Annotated in this window: 16 protein-coding genes and 1 tRNA gene; 12 read left to right on the top strand and 5 right to left on the bottom strand. The window is 40.5% G+C overall.

What is annotated here, in order from left to right; all coding sequences use genetic code 11:
- Positions 1–42: 42 nt before the first annotated feature.
- Positions 43–1,482: an NAD(P)/FAD-dependent oxidoreductase gene (locus IQ264_RS16800; protein ID WP_193981945.1), complete on the bottom strand. Its 1,440-nt coding sequence runs from the start codon at positions 1,480–1,482 to the stop codon at positions 43–45.
- Between the two features lie 309 nt (positions 1,483–1,791).
- Between IQ264_RS16800 and IQ264_RS16795 the strand changes: the two genes are divergently transcribed.
- Positions 1,792–4,374, top strand: a complete 2,583-nt coding sequence (locus tag IQ264_RS16795) for a chloride channel protein (protein ID WP_193981944.1) — start codon at positions 1,792–1,794, stop codon at positions 4,372–4,374.
- A 3-nt stretch (positions 4,375–4,377) separates the two neighbouring features.
- Here the strand turns inward: IQ264_RS16795 and IQ264_RS33880 are convergent, their stop codons facing one another.
- The 3 genes from IQ264_RS33880 to IQ264_RS16780 all read right to left on the bottom strand — a co-directional run bounded on the left by IQ264_RS33880 (position 4,378) and on the right by IQ264_RS16780 (position 5,842).
- Positions 4,378–4,587 carry a pentapeptide repeat-containing protein gene (locus IQ264_RS33880; protein WP_228061598.1) on the bottom strand — a complete coding sequence of 70 codons (210 nt, stop codon included), beginning with the start codon at positions 4,585–4,587 and terminating at the stop codon, positions 4,378–4,380.
- 53 nt (positions 4,588–4,640) lie between these two features.
- On the bottom strand, positions 4,641–5,489 hold the full coding sequence (locus IQ264_RS16785) for an ion channel (protein ID WP_193981942.1): 849 nt from the start codon (positions 5,487–5,489) through the stop codon (positions 4,641–4,643).
- Between the two features lie 280 nt (positions 5,490–5,769).
- Positions 5,770–5,842: transfer RNA gene (locus IQ264_RS16780), tRNA-Val, on the bottom strand.
- A 41-nt stretch (positions 5,843–5,883) separates the two neighbouring features.
- Here IQ264_RS16780 and IQ264_RS16775 point away from each other — a divergent pair.
- Entirely contained in the window at positions 5,884–6,510 is a 627-nt protein-coding gene (locus tag IQ264_RS16775) for a metal-binding protein (protein WP_193981941.1), read from the top strand.
- Positions 6,511–6,592: 82 nt separating this feature from the next.
- Here the strand turns inward: IQ264_RS16775 and bioU are convergent, their stop codons facing one another.
- Positions 6,593–7,597, bottom strand: coding sequence for a (S)-8-amino-7-oxononanoate synthase BioU (gene bioU / locus IQ264_RS16770; RefSeq protein WP_193981940.1), 1,005 nt, complete (start codon positions 7,595–7,597; stop codon positions 6,593–6,595).
- Between the two features lie 451 nt (positions 7,598–8,048).
- Here bioU and IQ264_RS16765 point away from each other — a divergent pair, with 451 nt between their 5' ends.
- The 10 genes from IQ264_RS16765 (at position 8,049) to IQ264_RS16720 (ending at position 16,531) form a co-directional block, all read left to right on the top strand.
- Positions 8,049–8,258 (top strand): DUF2997 domain-containing protein, encoded by a 210-nt coding sequence (locus IQ264_RS16765; protein ID WP_193981939.1) that lies wholly within the window; start codon positions 8,049–8,051, stop codon positions 8,256–8,258.
- Between the two features lie 44 nt (positions 8,259–8,302).
- The gene (locus tag IQ264_RS16760) at positions 8,303–8,689 is read left to right on the top strand and encodes a DUF1257 domain-containing protein (RefSeq protein WP_193981938.1); all 387 of its coding nucleotides are present in this window, start codon (positions 8,303–8,305) and stop codon (positions 8,687–8,689) included.
- The gene (locus IQ264_RS16755) at positions 8,689–9,141 is read left to right on the top strand and encodes a ferredoxin (protein ID WP_193981937.1); all 453 of its coding nucleotides are present in this window, start codon (positions 8,689–8,691) and stop codon (positions 9,139–9,141) included. Before IQ264_RS16760 ends, IQ264_RS16755 begins: the two co-directional genes overlap by 1 nt.
- A gap of 280 nt (positions 9,142–9,421) precedes the next feature.
- Positions 9,422–9,703: a PqqD family protein gene (locus tag IQ264_RS16750; protein ID WP_193981936.1), complete on the top strand. Its 282-nt coding sequence runs from the start codon at positions 9,422–9,424 to the stop codon at positions 9,701–9,703.
- Complete coding sequence (locus IQ264_RS16745) at positions 9,690–10,157, top strand: lasso peptide biosynthesis B2 protein (RefSeq protein ID WP_193981935.1); 468 nt, start codon at positions 9,690–9,692, stop codon at positions 10,155–10,157. Before IQ264_RS16750 ends, IQ264_RS16745 begins: the two co-directional genes overlap by 14 nt.
- Positions 10,154–12,004: an asparagine synthase-related protein gene (locus tag IQ264_RS16740; RefSeq protein ID WP_193981934.1), complete on the top strand. Its 1,851-nt coding sequence runs from the start codon at positions 10,154–10,156 to the stop codon at positions 12,002–12,004. The genes IQ264_RS16745 and IQ264_RS16740 overlap by 4 nt, the downstream gene beginning before the upstream one ends.
- Positions 11,991–12,137 (top strand): lasso RiPP family leader peptide-containing protein, encoded by a 147-nt coding sequence (locus IQ264_RS33875; RefSeq protein WP_193981933.1) that lies wholly within the window; start codon positions 11,991–11,993, stop codon positions 12,135–12,137. Before IQ264_RS16740 ends, IQ264_RS33875 begins: the two co-directional genes overlap by 14 nt.
- 38 nt (positions 12,138–12,175) lie before the next feature.
- Entirely contained in the window at positions 12,176–13,159 is a 984-nt protein-coding gene (locus tag IQ264_RS16730) for a serine/threonine protein kinase (RefSeq protein WP_193981932.1), read from the top strand.
- Between the two features lie 171 nt (positions 13,160–13,330).
- On the top strand, positions 13,331–14,479 hold the full coding sequence (locus tag IQ264_RS16725; protein ID WP_193981931.1) for a 50S ribosomal protein L11 methyltransferase: 1,149 nt from the start codon (positions 13,331–13,333) through the stop codon (positions 14,477–14,479).
- 225 nt (positions 14,480–14,704) lie between these two features.
- Entirely contained in the window at positions 14,705–16,531 is a 1,827-nt protein-coding gene (locus IQ264_RS16720; protein ID WP_193981930.1) for an ABC transporter ATP-binding protein, read from the top strand.
- Positions 16,532–16,536 lie beyond the last annotated feature (5 nt).

The following is a 16,536-nucleotide window of genomic DNA, read 5'->3' as shown; positions in this document are numbered from 1 at the left end:
GGTTAGGGGTTGGGGGTTAGGGAAAAATTCCCCTGCTCTGCCTTACGAACGATCGTCTGCTAAGGATTTGGCAATTCTTCTGGCGATGACGGCTCCTACTAGTACACTGCCGACGACTCCTGCGACTTTCATTGCTTGCTTAAAACCGTCGGGATGGTAATGTTCAAAAATTTCATCTTTTAGCCATTCAGTTGTTGCTTTAAAGTTGTGAATTGGTGTTGGTAATAGTTCTAAATAAGTCCCTTGGCGAATTAAATGTCCTGCTTCTCCTGTAAGTTCAATTGTGTCGAAAATATTGGCAGCACTGTTATTTAAACCCAATTTGAGTAACGTACCTCGTAAATTTACTCTGGCAGGTTTCAAAGCATATCCTAATGCTAAGGCTCTGAGGTTATGCGCGATCGCAGCACCTTGTTGATAGGCTACTTGTGCAGTTGGAGGCAAGGGTGTCGGGTTACTATGATGCTTTTCCGCACTGGTAGACTGATCTGAATTTACCTCGCTAGTTTCATATTCATCTCCAGTACCGGATTCTGGCTGTAAATCCATCGCGCAATCTCCACCCGCAAATACTTCTGGAAAATCAGGTAGTTGCAGCGTTGGTGTCACACTTAATCTTCCATGTTTATCCCGATGTTCATCTGGAATTGGTAATGATTTGATCAGTGGATGGGTATTAGTTCCTGTTGTCCAAATGATTGTTCCGGCTGCTAGGGTTTCTGTTTGCTCATGGAGTTGGTACTCTAGGCGATCGGGATGAATAGCTGTAACCTTGGCTCCTATCAGCAGTTCTACTGGGATCGATCGCTCTTTTAATGCTTGCTCTGCCGTCACCCGCAACTGACTATTTACATCACCTTCTAGTATTTCACCATGATTAACTAACACTACTCGCACTTCTTGGGAGTTACCACCGATTGCGCCATACCACTGAGGAATAAAATCTGCTAGGGTTGCTGCCATTTCTACACCAGAAGGGCCTCCCCCGACAACAGCAATTGTTAATAAATTACGACGTTGTTCTGGATCTTGCAGTTCCCTGGCGCGTTGCAAACAGTCTCGGAGATGTCGATCGATCGCGATCGCATCCTCCTGCGTCCGAAAAGGCAGTGCATTCTCCTGCGCTCCTTCTACTCCAAAGTAACCCGTTACACTACCTAGAGCTAAAACCAAGTTGCTGTAGCCGTAAGAATCTCCGCCTACAAGTTGCACCTGTCTTTGCTGCAAATCAATGGATTGCACGCTTCCCTGTACAAAAATTACCCCGCTATGTTCCAGCAGTTCCTCATATCTGGGTGTTACTTGTTCGGCATCCATTTCGCCGCTGAAGTATTCGTAGAGCAAGGGCTTGAAACAAAAGCGATCGTTTCGATCGATTAGAATTACAGAACGCGGGTAGTGCTGATGACTTAGATGAAGAGCCGTAAATAGCCCTGTGAATCCGCCACCGAGAATTACAGTTTGGTAAATGGGATTTGTCATAGTCTGCCTTTAAATAGTTCGACAATTGGCAGTAAAGGTATAGATAGTGCCAAGCAATTCTATCTTTTCAAAACTTTGTTCTTAGACTAAATCAAAATTTCGACTAAAGTCCTATTTCAAAAGTGATACGTTATCAAGGGAGTTGCATCCATCTAAAAGCAGAAGTAAAATTTATTCCCAAAGGACTCGATATATTTCACTCTAATTTCATTTTTTCCTTAAAAGCTCTATATAAGAGATGCAAAATCAGATAGATAAACTCAAGAAGTTGCTATTTGATTAAGATAAATTATTAACATCGGCGACCTGATGAATTACTTTTCATTTTGGAAAAAATCGACTCTCTTAATTTCACCTAAACGTCTAGCTATTTTTGAAGCTTGTTTAATAGGATTAATATCTGGTCTAGCCGCAGTTCTGCTCAAACAAGGAGTAGGATGGGTAGGAGGATTTCGGGTACATTCATTGCATTTAGCATATCCTTGGATTGTACTTCCCAGCATCGGATTACTCGGTGGATTTTTGGCAGGTTTGCTAGTAGAAAGAATTGCCCCAGAAACATCAGGAAGCGGGATTCCCCAAGTCAAGGCTGTATTAGCTAGAGTTCCGATTCCTCTAAATACAAGAGTTGCTTTAACTAAATTATTGGGAGGAATTTTAGCCATTGGATCGGGATTAGCTTTAGGTCGAGAAGGGCCAACAGTTCAAATTGGAGCCTCTATAGCTGCACAGTTGAGTAAATGGATACCCACTTCGCCAGAACATCGCCGTCAACTGTTAGCTGCGGGTGCAGGTGCGGGATTAGCTGCTGCTTTTGATGCACCGATGGCTGGGGTATTATTTGTAGTTGAAGAACTGCTGCAAGATGTCTCAGAATTAACGTTAGGTACGGCTATTTTGGCATCTTTTATTGGTGCGGTAGTATCGCACGTTTTTGGGGGTCAGAGTTTAGATGTTAACTTAAATTCAGCAACTCCTATTAGTAGTTTGCTAATGTCGGATATCCCCTTTTACTTAATTTTAGGAATCTTATCTGGCTTGTTAGGGTCGCTATTTAATCGGGGAGTTATTCAGAGTTTAACAATTTATAGTCGAATATTACCTCTGAATTTGCCAATGCGGGTGGGATTAGCTGGTTTTATCTGTGCTTTGATAGTTTCTTTGTTGCCGATCGCTTTCCACGATCATACCGGATTGCGAGAATTGTTAATTACTGGTCAAGCTAGTTGGCAATTTGCAGCGATCGCTTTTTTTAGTTATTTTATTCTAACTATCATTGCTTATGGTTCGGGTGCGCCAGGGGGTTTATTCGCTCCCACTCTCATTTTAGGCGCAGCTTTAGGTTATTTAATTGGCACAGTTGAATACAGTCTTTTAGGCACAACTTTACCGATAAACTATGCTTTAGCGGGGATGGGAGCATTTTTTTGTGCTGTTGCTAGAGTGCCAATTACAGCGATTGTCATTGTTTTTGAAATGACTAGAGATTTCAATCTGGTATTACCTTTAATGATTGGCTGTGTAACTGCTTATTTAATTGGGGAAAAGATCGCACCTAAATCAATTTACGATCGCCTCTTAGAGTGGAATGGCATTCATTTAGAAAAAGACAAAGCAGCCGATAACTTACTCATCCAATTGCAAGCAGAAGATTTGATGCAGCAAAAAGTAGAAACTCTAACTAGTCAAATGACTAAAACTGAAGCTTTGCAAGCTTTTGCTCACTCTCACCATCGCGGTTTTCCAGTAGTTAATGATGGTAATTTAGTGGGGATTGTTACTCAATCAGATTTAAACAAACGGAATTTTGCTGACGATACATCATTAAGTCAAATTATGACTCCCCAACCTGTTACTGTTAGCCCAAAAACATCTTTAACTGATGTTCTTTATCTACTTAATCGTTTGCAATTAAGCAGATTGCCAGTAACAGAAGGACAGCGATTAGTCGGGATTATTACGCGGAGCGATTTAATCCGTGCTGAAGCTAATAAACTGGCGGGTATTACTGAATTTAGTCCGAGTTCTCAACGCTCTTACATAGTTTATGAAACGCGATCGCCTGCTACTAGAAAAGGTCGTTTGTTATTACCATTAGCTAATCCACAAACAGCACCAAAATTAATTCAACTAGCAACTGCGATCGCGCATCAGCGCAATTACGAATTAGTGTGTTTGCAAATAATTCTTGCACCTCATCACCGTTCCCCTGCGGAAATTTCCGTTAACACAGCTAAAAGCCGTCGGTTGTTACGACAAGCGGAAAGATTAGCAGAAAAATACCAAATTCCCGTACATACACAGGTGAGAATAGCGCACAATATTGCTCAAACTATCCTGGAAACAATCAAACAAGAACATATAGATTTAACTTTAATGGGATGGAATGCTGAACCTTCGGCTACTGGCAAAATTTTTGGTACTGTTGTTGATACAGTAATTCGCCAAGCAGCTTGTGAAGTAGTTCTAATCAAGTTGGGAGAATCAGAAAATCTCAATCTAAAATTGAATAAGTGGTTAATTCCAATGGCAGGAGGGCCTAATGCTGAAGCAGCATTACAACTTTTACCAGCATTAGTTCCTCAAGATAATTCACCAATTATTGAACTTTGTCAAGTTTTCCATCAAAATGAGTTGCAACCTAATACATCTGTCTTGGAAAAATCTGCTCATGCTCTGCGTAAAAAATTGCATACAAACGTCAAGGCAATTACTTTAAAATCAAATTCTGTTCCCGAAGCAGTAATTAATTTAGCAACAACAGATAAATGTGATGTTGTGATGGTTGGTGCGAGTCGGGAAGGGTTTTTGCAACACACAATTAACGGTAATATACCCGAAGCGATCGCTCGTGGAGTTAATAGCACAGCTATTTTAGTCAGAAGTCGTTAAGTATCAGCTGACAAATCTTTGTTTACAGAGGTTATTTACACAGACCCCACTTAAGGTTTCTGCAAATACTGATTTTTCTAAATTTGTACCTTGTAAATTAACTTTTTTCAAGCTCACTCGTCGTAAGTTTGCTTGCCATACAATTAAGTTGGAATAAGTTGGAAAATTTTCTAAGTTGGAATAAGTTGGAAAATTTTCTTCTCTACATAGCAATTGACACAATTAGGAAACTAAGGAATGCAATCATACTTAAAAAAATAAAAGGATCAGTCACCTATTGTTCTTCTGACCAAAATCGCGACCAACAATCCAGTCATCAGATAACCAATAGCCGCTTCCATGACCACAAGTATTTTCCCAACAGGTGATATTGCTTGAATATCGGAACCCAGAGTAGTAAATGCCATTGTTGAAAAGTAAAGACTATTCCAAAAACCCGGCTTACTGAGAGAACCTGGAATCAAGGTATAAAGTAGGCCAAAAATTATCACAACTGCCAGACACCAAATAAAAAACCTGGTAAACGAACGTCCATAATCACAGGTTATCCAGAGAAAACCAGCCAATAGAGGATGCTTAGTTTTGAGGTTCTCTATTCTTTGTTGAGTAGTGGCATAATCTTGCAATAGAGCAGCTAGGTTAAAATTCATTGTATTTAAATTTACACCTATAAAGCTAGTTTTTTTATTGAACTCTACATTATCTATTAATACGTTATTCATAATGGCGAAATCAAAGCAAGTTCCTTTCATATTGGACTCAGAAAGCCAAGAATCACTTAAGTTAGTAAATTTAAAAACTGCATCTTCAATGTTTGAACTATACAAGTCAACGTTACTCAAATCCACCTTGCTTAGGTCTTCTCTGGCGAGGGGAATACCTCTGATATCTGTATGACCATAATATTTACCTACAAGGCTATCTAAAACTTTTCGGTCATACTTGTTTCCTCTCCACTTACTTAGGATATATTGGCCTTGTGGTGTATTCCACCGTTGCCGAAGCTGCTCTTTAGAAAGATTTACTATGGTTAGTATCTCCTGACTTGTTTTGTTTAAGTCTTGATTAGGAGTAATAAAAAACTCTGGGGTTATTTCCGCCGATTGTGATTGCATAAGTGCAAAGCAAGTAAGTACCTTAATAACTTTGCCAGTTTAAGTATCTAAATTCAACCTTAAGTAACTGCCATGTGAAAAAAATACAAAAAACTTTTGATTTTTGGTCTTTTCCGTAACTCTCATCAAAAAGGACTGATACTGACTTGAGCAACAACTACAAATGATGCAATAATGAAAGCCCTAAACAAATTAGAAGACACTACCTGGAAGAAAGCAAAAGCGACTAGAATCCTTAATTAGTTAGACTCTAATCGCCTTTTTATAAACTTGTTTTCTATGGGCAGTACTGGACTCGAACCAGTGACATCCTGCTTGTAAGGCAGGCGCTCTACCAACTGAGCTAACCGCCCGTTTTTCACCCGCTTAACTACTATAACAGACCTTCAAAAAAATGCCAAGTGGTAGGACGCACGATCGCATAACTTTATGGATTTTACCTGTAGTGGCTGTTCTGACATTCGGACAGACCCAAAGTGGCATTCTTACATTGTTGGTGTCAGGGGGTTTTTTGTTTGGCGGGCTGATGTTTGGGCCAGATTTAGATATTTACTCGCGTCAATACCAGCGTTGGGGCTTTTTGCGCTGGATATGGATTCCTTATCAAAAAAGTCTGCGCCATAGGTCGTTTTTATCGCATGGGCCGATTATTGGGACGGCGTTGCGATCGCTCTACCTCAGTCTTTGGATTATCCTCTTGGGAGGATTAGTAATTTTCATTGCCGAATTGTCGGGAGTGGAAACAACTGACTGGAAAACTAGCACTAAATTAGCTTTAGCCTCTGTCTCACAACATAAAGCTGAAGGAATCGCTTTATTTCTGGGGTTAGAATTAGGAGCAATGAGTCATTCTTTGTCTGACTGGGGTGGTTCAGCGGTGAAGCGTTTTAAAAGTAGTAAGTCTCAGGCAGCTTTGCCACAGTCTTCTAGAGTAAAGAAGCGATCGTCCTCTAAACTTCCCAAACAAAAAATAGAGCAACAAACCACGAAGACACGAAGAACACGAAGTAAAAGAAGTTAATTTGTCCGTTGTGACGACTTCAGTCGTTCTCTTGGGCGGGGGAAGGACTGAAGTCCTCACAACGAACCTTCACAACGGACTGTTACTTAACAAATTGGGGCATAATTTCCGCAGCGGTGAATAAGCCGTAAATACCTCTTTGATTTAGGGCAATTCCGGCTTTGAGATAACCGAAGGCGGGGCCACAAACATTGGCTGCCATGCTGGTTTCATCGCCTAAAGTGAAGGTATGGGTGGAAATTTTGCCTTCAAAGGTTCTACCTGTAATTTGAACGTTGGTGCTCAGGGGTTTTTTCGGGTTGCGGGTATCGACTACTCCGCCGACGGTGACGCGATCGCGTGGACAAATTCCCGCCAATTCCAGCATAATATCGTCAGCGTGCTCCATATTTTCCAAAGCTAAAATGCCATTTGTTTTATCCAGTAAAGCTTCTACTTCGGCATCGCTCATGGCTACTGCTTTCTCTACGTTGTAACCTGGAATATGGGCTATATCTTCCCGAATTGTCGCCCGATAAGCTTCCCAGTTAGCGATTCCCACGCCAAAGGTAATTTTTACAGAGTGAATTTCTACATAGCTTTGTGCGGCTAAAGCTGCTGCTGCGGTTAATAACCCTGGAGTTGCACCGCATCCAGTCATGTAAGTAATGCCTGCTGCTTGTAAACTATCTTTTAATTGCAGCATTTGTTCAACTGCACTGGTACGCTTGAGGGCATCAACTAAAACTCCCTGCCAACCAGATTGAATGATTTCCCGCACTACAGAAGCCATAAAAGTATTAGGTAGGTTAGGTAATGCGAGAAAATATCCATCTACATCTGCTTGGGTGATTAAATCAGAAATGCTCTGGTTGCTTAAAGTACCGCCTGCTTCTAAGTATCCGAGAGAACCCTGTGCTTGGTAAGTGGAAATGCAGGTATCGGGATTTAAACCTCTAGCGTCGTAAGCATAACCTTTTTGATCCGCAGCTGCTACCCAAATCATTTCTTGCTTGGGTGCGAGTATTCTAGCGGCTGCTTGTCCTAAGCCACCAAAACCCAGTACTCCTACACGAATCGGGCTTGTGAGTTGTTGTAGATTCATCATTCTTAACCTTAAATTTAAAGACGACCTTTAATTATCGAGCCATTTAGCTTAGGTCAGAGTTATTGAAAAATTTTATTAATATCAGGTTTGTTGTCTATGTAACAAATCTTATTATATATTTAGTGTAACTCTTGAAATAAAGACACTATATATAGTGGCTAAACGATTGAGGGGGCCAAAGACAGTACTGATGGTCAGAGAAAGATCAAGATTTTTCGGGCTGGGAGGTCTGTCTGGGGGTATCTTGACTGCTCTTGCAAGTTAAGCGAAACTGTCAAATAATTGAGGGATTAATCGCATAAATAATAAGTTGTGTTGCGCTTTGATTCGATTTGCCACATTAGGTAAAGTGAGTTAAAGACAAATTGTTAGCATCTCGATCGAGAAGCTGTGACGGTACTGTTAAGTACGATCGCAAAGTTCAATGAGTATGTAGGTTACAACCAAGAGCATGGAAACACTAGAATTTATTATTTATCCCGATGGGCGAGTCAAAGAAAAAGTTACTGGCATCATAGGGAATTCCTGTGCTGAGGTTACTGCTGCAATTGAAGCTCAACTTGGACAAGTACTTACTCAGGAGGAAACTTCTGAGTATTTTGCTCAAGTGTTAGAACAATCAAACACAGCCACAACCCAAGCGACTTTTAGTGAATGGTAAGTTGTTTTTTTGCAAATTTTACTTTGTTTTAATCATCAGAAACTATGTCACACTTTAGCCAAATCAAAACTCAACTCCGTAACCTTGTCTCCCTGCAAACTGCTTTGACAGACTTAGGGATTGATTGGAAATCTGGCCCTTGTCCAGTGCGCGGTTATCGCGGTCAAACTATTAATGCTGAAATTGCCATTGAGCAGGAAAATGGTTACGACATTGGCTTTAGATGGAACGGCAACGAATATGAATTAGTTGCCGACTTACAGTATTGGCAGCAACCTATCTCTGTAGATCGATTTTTAAACAAAGTCACTCAGCGTTATGCTTTCCAAACTGTGTTGAATGAAACCGCTAAACAAGGTTTCCAAGTTGCTGAACAACAAAAAAATGATGATGGTTCGATTCGCTTAGTAGTACAACGCTGGAGGGGCTAATGTCCGACTTTTCTCCCGCAATAGGAGATGATGGCGGCGTAGCTCGATCGGGCCTTGAACCAGAGTTAGGTGGTTTTTTAAGGGATGATCCAGAACGCTCTGGTTTTGAGCCAGAACTTGGTGGATTGCTCCGACAAAAAGGTGTTTATGTAGATGAGATTACCTGCATCGGTTGTAAGCATTGCGCTCACGTTGCGCGTAATACTTTTTACATAGAACCTGATTATGGTCGATCGCGAGTAGTTCGGCAGGATGGCGACTCGGAAGAGTTAATTCAAGAAGCAATTGATACTTGTCCTGTCGATTGTATTCACTGGGTAGACTATACAGAGTTGAAAAAACTGGAAGCAGAACGCCAATACCAGGTAATTCCAATGGTAGGGTTCCCAGTAGATCCGGCAATGGTTACTGCCAGAAGCCGTCAACAAAAGCGCAGGTCAAAAAAGCACTAAATTTAGTTTTCTATGCTTTCTTGGTTGCAAATTATCGTGATTTAGGGCTGTTTTGAGCAGCCTTTTTTGTTGAAGGCTTTTTGAAGGCAGAAGGCTTTTTGAAGGCAGAAGGCAGAAGGCAGAAGGCAGAAGGGAAGAAAGGCAGAAGGTTGAAGGGAAGAAAGGGGAAAGGGGGAAGGTTCTCCTGTTGTCAGCAGCTTTTTAGGAATTTGGGATAAGATATTTTTGGCAATAGTCAAAGTCTAAAATCTAAAATCTAAAATCTAAAATCTAAAATCGAATGGGTATTACTTTTGAAATGCGAGTTTCTGTGCCTGAAGATGTTTTAATTCGGGAACTGGATGGGGAATCGGTGATTCTAAACCTGAAGAGTGAACGTTATTTCGGTTTGGATCGGGTGGGGACTCGGATATGGGAGGTGCTTTCTACTTCGGAAACGATCGCAGCTGCATATCAAACTTTATTATCAGAATATGATGTAGTTCCTGAGCAGCTAGAAACTGATTTGTATAATTTGCTCGAACAGCTGGTACAGCATGGGTTAATTAATGTTAGCAATTAATAGTTGGCGTAAGTTAAAAGAACTTTCTTGGTCAGAACTGATGTTGCTGATGCAGGCTTTCTTGTTGCTGCCATTAGTAGCTTTTGGGATCAAATTTTTTGGGTTTAGACGGTTTTATGGAATAATGGCTAATTTTAATGACAGGAAAGATCGGCTGCAAGGGAGAGAGGGAATTAAGCAAGCTAGGACGATCGCAAAATTAGTAGAAATTGCTAGTAGATATGGTTTATATAAACCTAATTGTTTACAGAAATCTTTGCTGCTTTGGTGGTTATTGCGACGACAAGGTATGGAAAGTGTATTGCGGATTGGTGTACGTAAACAACAAGAAAATTTAGCAGCTCATGCTTGGGTAGAATGTCAGGGGTGTGTTTTAAACGATCGCAGCGATGTCGATCGACTTTTTCCGCCTTTTGCTGGAGCAATTCTGCCATTTGAGGTAAAAATATTATGAGCGGTATTGTTGGTATTATTAACCGCAATGAAACAGCAATTGACCGCGATTTATTGCAGCGAATGACTGAATTTATGAGCTATCGAGGGCCAGATGAGCAACAGATTTGGCTGGATGGCAATGTGGGTTTTGGTCATACAATGCTGCGAACTACTAGAGAGTCTGTCGGAGAGAAACAACCTTTTAGTTTAGATGGGATTTGGATTACTGCTGATGCCAGAATTGATGGTCGAGAGGAGTTAATTGAGAAGCTAAAGATTAATGCTGTAACAGATGCAGAATTGATTCTGCGTGCTTATCAAGTTTGGGGGGAAGATTGCGTTCAACATTTGTTGGGTGATTTTGCTTTTGCAATTTGGGATGAAAGAAAGCAAAAGTTATTCTGCGCCAGAGATCATTTTGGAGTGAAGCCGTTTTATTATGCAGAAGTTGGGAATAGTTTAATTTTTAGTAATACGCTAAATTGTGTGAGGTTTCATCCGGGGGTGTCGGATGAGTTGAATGATTTGGCGATCGCAGATTTTTTACTGTTTGGTTATAACCAAGAATTCACTACAACTATTTTTGCCGATATCCAACGTTTAGCACCAGCACATTGTTTAACTTGGTCAAAGGAAAGGTTACAAATTAAACGCTACTGGACATTGCCCACCGATGGTTTTATCAGGTATAAACGGGCAGAAGATTATGTAGAAAATTTTCAAGAGTTAATGGAAAAAGCGGTTAGTGACAGACTGCGAACAAACTGCATTGCTGTCTCTATGAGTGGGGGAATGGACTCGACAACTATAGCCGCTACTGCCTGTAAATTTCTACGTAAAGGAGGCGATACTTTTGATATAAGATCCTTCACCGTTGTCTATGATAAATTGCTTCCAGATCGAGAACGTTACTATTCAGGATTAGTAGGAGAAACTTTGGGTATTCCCATTCAATACCTAGTTGCAGACGACTATAAGTTGTTTGGAAAAGTGGATCGACCTTTATTGCAGCGTCCCGAACCTAGTAATCTTTCTTTGTTAGCTATTTTTGTAGATCAATTACAACAAATTGCCGCCCATAGTCGAGTTGTGCTAGATGGAAATGGTGGCGATCCAGTATTTTATTCTTGGGGTGCTTACTTTTATTTTGCCCATCTCGTGAAAAGCTGGAAATTCGATCGCTTGATCGGAGATACGGTTGAGTATGTTATCTCTCATAAAAAGTTACCTCAACCGGGAGTGCGATCGCAGGTCAAGCGATGGCTGGGTGTTCGTCCCCCATTACCTACCTACCCCAGCTGGATAAACTCTGATTTTTCAGCTAAATTGGACTTGCCTGGGAGATGGGAACGGTTTTACCGGGAACAACGGCTGATTCATCCGATTCGTCCAGAGGCTTATCAACAGCTTAGTAGTTCCGGTTGGCCTTACCTGTTTGAAAGCTACGATCCGGGAGTAACTGGCTTACCTGTGGAAGTACGATATCCGTTCTTCGATCTGCGTCTGGTAAATTACTTATTGGCTATTCCACCAGTACCTTGGTGCTTGCATAAAGAACTGATGCGGGTGGCGATGCGGGGTATTTTACCTGAGTCAGTGCGTCAGCGTCCAAAAACCCCGATGTCGAGAGATCCGACAACTGTGCTTTTGCAACAAACTGAGTCGCAATGGGTCGATGAATTTGAAGCTACACCGATGTTGGCTAAATATGTCGATCGAAATGCGATGCCGATAGTTTCTGGAATACAGTCCCAGAGAGATCAAGCTTGGATCGACCTACATCCCTTGAATCTAAATTTCTGGTTGCAAAATGTCAATAAAATTAACTACTTTTCAGTAAAGGAGAAAACTCATGCTATCAAATAATCAGAAATCGAACAAAAAACCCTATCACAGTCCTCAACTTTTTTCCTATGGTGATATCCGAGAATTGACCCAAGGAACTACAGGTAATTCTGGTAATGATAATCCAAAATTTGGGCTTAGTAAGACTCAGTAAAACTCAACCTCGATCGGATCTATATTCCCATACTTCTTGTGTTATTTTTTCACATTGCTTTCGGTTTACATCTGCATTCCAACAAACCTATTCCCGGATTACTAACCTTACCGCCAAAATTTGTACCAGATGTGCGAGTGTGGCTAGATGAAATCCCTCCTTGGTTGAAGCAAATAGTCGAAAATAATTCAACTATATGGTGCGTGAGTCCGTATAAAGATTTAAGCGGTCAACCGTTGATGAAGGGATGGAAAGTAGGAAATGGAGAATATTGGCGGTTGGAATATAGCGATCGCACTGAGTTTATTATCGATCGAAAAGGTACTCAAATCTGGGCTACTTGGCCTGATGATTTGACTTTGGAAGATACGGCTACCTATTTACTGGGGCCAATTTTTGGCTTTGTATTGCGTTTGCGAGGCGTTGTTTGTTTGCACGCTTCTGCTGTGGCAGTAGAGGATAAATCGATCGCAATTCTGGGCCCAGCAGGTGCGGGAAAATCAACGACAGCAGCAGCTTTTGCTAAAGCTGGTTTTGCCGTATTATCTGATGATATTGTCCCAATTTTAGAGAGGGATAATCAGTTTTTAGTACAACCTGCTTATCCCCGTTTACGATTGTGGCCTACATCGGTAAAAGCTTTGTATGGTGAAAAGGATGCTTTGCCTTGTTTAACACCAAATTGGGATAAATGCTATTTGGATCTTACCCAACCAGAATATAAATTTCAGGAGTTACCTTTACCATTGGGTGCTATTTATATTTTAGGCGATCGTACTACTTCCCCATCAGCCCCTTTCCTGGAAACAGTACCCAGTAATACTGGTTTAATTAGCTTAATTTCTAACACTTACGCTAACAATTTATTGGATAAAAAAATGCGTGCCGCCGAATTCGATTTATTGAGTCGGGTAGTAGCTAAAGCGCCTTTGCGACTGGTTACTCCTCATGCGGATTCTGAAAATATTTCTCAATTATGTGATGTAATTTTAAAGGATTTTCAGAAATTGGGTAATCGGTAATGAGAGAACTAATAACTCAGGTTGTTAATTACATGATTAGATCCCCCTAAATCCCCCTTACAAAGGGGGACTTTGAATGCCCTTACAAAGGGGGGCTTGAATCATGTTCCCCCCTTAACAAGGGGGGTTAGGGGGGATCTAAAACGTTTAATCTTATAACTAACGATCGCAATGTATAGCATTTCTGGATATGGCAGCATGATTGCTGACAAAGGGCGTATGGATGCCTACGTTAAGGCATTGCGTCAAACAGTAAAACCCGATTCTGTAGTAGTAGATATCGGAACTGGTACGGGAATTTTTGCTTTGCTTGCCTGTCAGTTTGGGGCGAGAAAAGTTTACGCTATTGAACCTAGCGATGCTATCCAGGTAGCAAAAGAAATTGCTAGAAAAAATGGGTATGGCGATCGCATTATTTTTATTCAAGATGTCTCAACCAAAGTCAAAATACCCGAACTTGCTGATGTAATTGTTTCTGATATTCGGGGAATGCTGCCATTATTTGGGCAACATATTCCGGCAATTATAGATGCGAGAAAACGTTTGCTTGCTGAGGGTGGCATTCTCATTCCTCAAAGTGATAAGTTGTGGGCAGCAGTGGTGGAAGTGCCGCATTTATATAGTCGCATCGTTGATATTTGGGATAACAATATTTATGGCTTAAATATGACGGCGGCGCGACAAATTGTAATTAATAATTGGGGTAAGGGTTGGGTAGCACCAGCACAACTTTTAACTACACCGCAATCTTGGGCAATCTTAGATTATCCTACTATAGAAAGTCCTGATGTTAGTGCCGAAATAAGTTGGAATGTAGCGCGGAATGGAACAGGTTACGGAGTAAGTATTTGGTTTGATGCAATGTTAGCAGAAGGCGTTGGTTTTTCTACTGCGCCTGGGATGCCGGAACTCGTTTATGGCAATGGTTTTCTTCCTTGGTTAAAGCCTGTTTTTTTAGAAGTTGGCGATACAATTTCGGTAAATTTGCAAGCTAATTTGGTTGGTAATGATTATATTTGGCGCTGGAATACTTGTGTTTTATATCAGGGTGATTTTAGTCAAGTTAAGGCGAGTTTTCAGCAATCAAGTTTTTTTGCTACGCCGCTTTCTCCTGTACAATTGCGGAAGAGTAGTTCTGCTTTTTTGCCGAGTTTGAATGAAGATGGAGAGATCGATCGCTTAATCTTAGAATTAATGAACGAAGGTATAGTATTGGGCAATATTGCCACTCAAATTCAGGATAAATTTCCTACTAGCTTTGCTAATTGGCAAGATGCTTTAACAAGAGTTGGTAATCTTGCTCAGAAATATAGTCAGTAATATTGTTTAGAAACCGCAGAGACGCAGAGGACACAGAGAGAAGAGAAGGAGGTGTTTATATTATGAGCGTTCAATTATTTGTAATAAACTTGGTTCGTTGTGGGGACTTTAGTCCTTTTATTTAGGAATATACGACTAAAGTCGCTACTACAAATTTGAGGAATTTAGTCTTTTTATTTAAGAAATATACGACTGAAGTCGCTACAACAAACTTAATGTTATTTTATGAGAAAATTTAGCTTTTTGAAGCAGAAAGCAAAAAATGGTTTTAATCAGTTTCCCTATTTAGTCAAGGCTTTTAATTTAGTTTGGCAAGCTGCAAGAAACTGGACAATTATTTGGGCGATTTTGTTAATTATTCAGGGGTTGTTACCAGTTGCAACAGTTTATTTAACTCAGCAGTTAGTTGATGGTTTGGTAGCTGCTTTAAATGTTGGTGCTACCAGGGAAAATGTGTTCCCAGTTCTAATTTTAGTTGCTTTAATGGGGGGAGTTTTATTATTAACTCAAGTTTTGGGAAGTTTCTTAAGTTGGGTGCGTACCGTTCAATCAGAATTAGTTAAAGATTATATTAGTTATTTGATTCATAAAAAGTCGCTGGAAGTTGATTTTGCTTTTTATGAATCGGCGGAATATTACGATCGCCTACACCGCGCCAGACAAGATGCGTCTTTCCGTCCAACTGCGTTATTAGAAAATAGCGGAAGTTTGGTACAAAATGGCATTACTTTAATCGCAATGGCAGCAGTTTTAACCCAATTTGGGATTTGGATACCTGCGGCATTATTAATTAGTACTTTACCCGCTTTTGCAGTGATTTTAAATTACAGTAAACAGAATTATAACTGGTGGTTAAAAGCAACTGCTGATGAAAGACGTAGCTGGTATTACTATTGGTTATTGACGGATAAAGATTCAGCAGCGGAATTAAGAATTTTTGAATTAGGCGATTATTTTCAATCTGCTTATCAGAGTTTACGGCGCAAGTTACGTGCCGAAAAAGTTAACTTAGCAAAAAATGAAAGTTTGGCGAATTTGGGTGCTGGTGCGATCGCACTTTTAATTACCGCCCTTGCTTTAACTTGGATGGTGTGGCAAGTTTTGCAAAAACGAGTAACTTTAGGAGATTTAGCATTATTTTACCAAGCTTTTAACCAAGGTCAAACATTAATGCGAAGTTTGCTCCAAAACTTAGGTCAAGTTTACAGTAATATGTTATTTTTAGGCAATCTTTTCGAGTTTTTAGAATTATCACCTCAAGTAATAGAGCCTCATAACCCAAAGTTAACCCCCAAAAACTTAACCCAAAAAATTAATTTTGAAAACGTTTCTTTCTGGTATCCAGGTAGCAACAAAGCAGCTTTAGAAAACTTCAATTTAACTATTCCTGCGGGCAAAATTGTCGCAATAGTCGGCGCTAATGGTGCGGGTAAAAGTACCTTGCTAAAACTGCTTTGTCGCTTGTACGATCCGCAACAAGGAAGAATAACTTGGGATGGGATTGACTTACGTGATTTGCCAATTCAAAACTTACGCAGATTAATTACTGTTTTATTTCAACAACCTGTTGATTATAATGCTTCTGTTGCTGAAAATATTGCTCTTGGTGACTTATTAGCTACAGCCAAATTACCGGAAATAGCTAATGCTGCCGAAGCTGCGGGTGCCGCAGAAATTATTGATCGTTTACCTGAAAATTACAATACACTTTTGGGTAAATTATTTACAGGTGGCGTGGAACTTAGCGGCGGTGAATGGCAACGAATTGCTTTAGCAAGAGCTTTTCTGCGTCAGGCTCCTTTAATTATTTTAGATGAGCCAACTAGCGCAATGGATTCTTGGGCTGAAGCAGATTGGTTGGAGCGATTTTGCCAATTAGCTAAGGGCAGAACTGCTATTATTATTACCCATCGCTTTACTATTGCTAGACGTGCTGACATCATTCATGTTATGTCAGATGGTGAAATTGTAGAATCGGGGTGTCATGATGAGTTATTAGCTCTTGGGTGTCGTTATGCTCAATCTTGGAAAACTCAAATGCAGGTAAATTAAAAGTT

Source organism: [Phormidium] sp. LEGE 05292 (assembly GCF_015207735.1).
Taxonomy (GTDB): Bacteria; Cyanobacteriota; Cyanobacteriia; order Cyanobacteriales; family Aerosakkonemataceae; genus Floridanema.
Note: the sequence above shows the minus strand (reverse complement) of the source record. Positions and strands in the feature narration are given on the sequence as shown.